We start from the raw sequence: 1,725 nt of genomic DNA, 5'->3' as shown, positions 1-1,725 counted from the left end.
GGCAGCAAGGGATGAAGTTTCTGCCATTGAGCATCATTTAGGTCACCACGATGTAGCGGCATAGAAAGTTACTCCCGTTAGTTTTCAGATATTAGAATCTTCATATTCTCACTTTCTTCCCACTATATCTAATGTCCCTTTTGAGTTTGCAGATACGCCCTAGCTCTAGCTTTGTAGTAAGCAATTTGTTCTTGGATTGTTTGCTCAGTAATCTTGCTAAACCTCTATTAACATTCCGCCTTACTTCCCAAACCAATAGAATGTATGCTCAACAACTAAAGATTAATTGCTGTTTGCACTTGCAAATTAGTAAAACCTGCAACGCGCTTGCTATCTTCAGGGTTGAGACGAATTTTTACTTCAACCACGCGGCGATCGAGGTTTTCTCCTGGTTGATTGCTAAACACTTTTTGGCGCTCTACTTGCAAGCCAATTTCTGCCACTGTCCCTTCGATTTCACCATCAAAAGCTTGGCTAGTAATTACCGATCGCTGTCCAACTTTAATTTTGCCAATATCGGTTTGATAAACTTCCCCTACAGCAACCATTTGGTCAGTTTTTCCGATCTCAACAATCCCTTCATCGCTGATTTTTTCTCCAGGGCGGGTATGAAGCTTGAGAATTTGTCCTGCAATTGGCGAACGAATATAAGCTCGATTTAATGCCGTTTGAGCACTTTCGACATTAGTAACCGCACTTTCTACCTCAGTTTGCGCCGCTTGCACGTCTACCGGGCGTACTTCGGCAATCTGGTTTAAAGTGGCTTTAGCTTGACTAATTTGAGCTTGCAGACTTGTCAAACTACGGTTTTTGGTAGCGATCGCTTCCTTTAATTGCGCCGATGCTGTTTCTGCTACCAAACGCTTGCTATCTAAGTTAGAAGATGCGATCGCACCACTTTCGTACAACTGCACAAAACGTTTATACTCAGCATTAGCGTTGCGTACTTCCGATTCCCACCGAGCGATCGCCGCGTTTTGAGTATTGTTGCTTGTTGTGCCTGAATTTCCCCAATTTTTGCCCCAGCTTTGACTTGATTAAGCTTTGCTTGAGCGTTGTTTACTTGCTCCTTAGCTTGCTGCAATTGGTCGTCTAAGACTTCGCGCAAATCCAAAATTGCTACTATAGCTCTACGCAATTACATTAGGACAGTGTTTGAATGCGGCATCAACACAATCCCGAAGCGTCTCAAACTCTTGCCAGCGTTGCCGCATCCAATTCTTCAATACAAACCACCAATGCTCGATCTCATTGAGGTCTGGCGAATAAGGTGGCAAATACCACAGTTCACAATCTGCTTGCGCCACAACTTCTTCCAGTGCTTGGGAACGATGAAAACTCGCATTGTCAATCACAATCACATCGCCAGGCTGCAAGTGGGGCAGTAGACAATTGCTTAACCAGGTTTCAAACAAGTCGCGATTACAACTGCCCATAAATGTCATTGGCGCAAACAGTTGCACTTGCTTGAGCGCCGCAATCCAACTGACGCGCTCGGTTCGTTTGCCTGATTTGAGTGCATGAAAGCGTTGCCCAACCTCACAATAACCATAAGGATAGTCCTCTCGGTTATCAATACCCGCTTCATCTACGTACACTAAGCTAATAAGCACTTAAGCTGCAATATGATGGTTATTCCCTTTATTTTTGATCTTGCGATGCCATTCAATTACTAACTCGCCTTGATTTAACAGCCTATCCAGTAGTAGCTTCAATTCATCTACT

General features: G+C 43.8%; 2 pseudogenes. Both read right to left on the bottom strand.

The window, feature by feature from the left end:
* Positions 1 to 275: 275 nt before the first annotated feature.
* Positions 276 to 1,126, bottom strand: a pseudogene (locus tag AC2VE5_RS26925) (HlyD family secretion protein); the annotation flags it as partial.
* A 4-nt stretch (positions 1,127 to 1,130) separates the two neighbouring features.
* Positions 1,131 to 1,601: pseudogene (locus AC2VE5_RS26920) on the bottom strand (IS630 family transposase); the annotation flags it as partial.
* Between the last annotated feature and the right edge of the window lie 124 nt (positions 1,602 to 1,725).

It is taken from the genome of Aliterella sp. E5.1 (assembly GCF_057473825.1).
The sequence above is the reverse complement of the archived record's forward strand: the minus strand, read 5'-3'. Positions and strand labels throughout refer to the sequence as shown.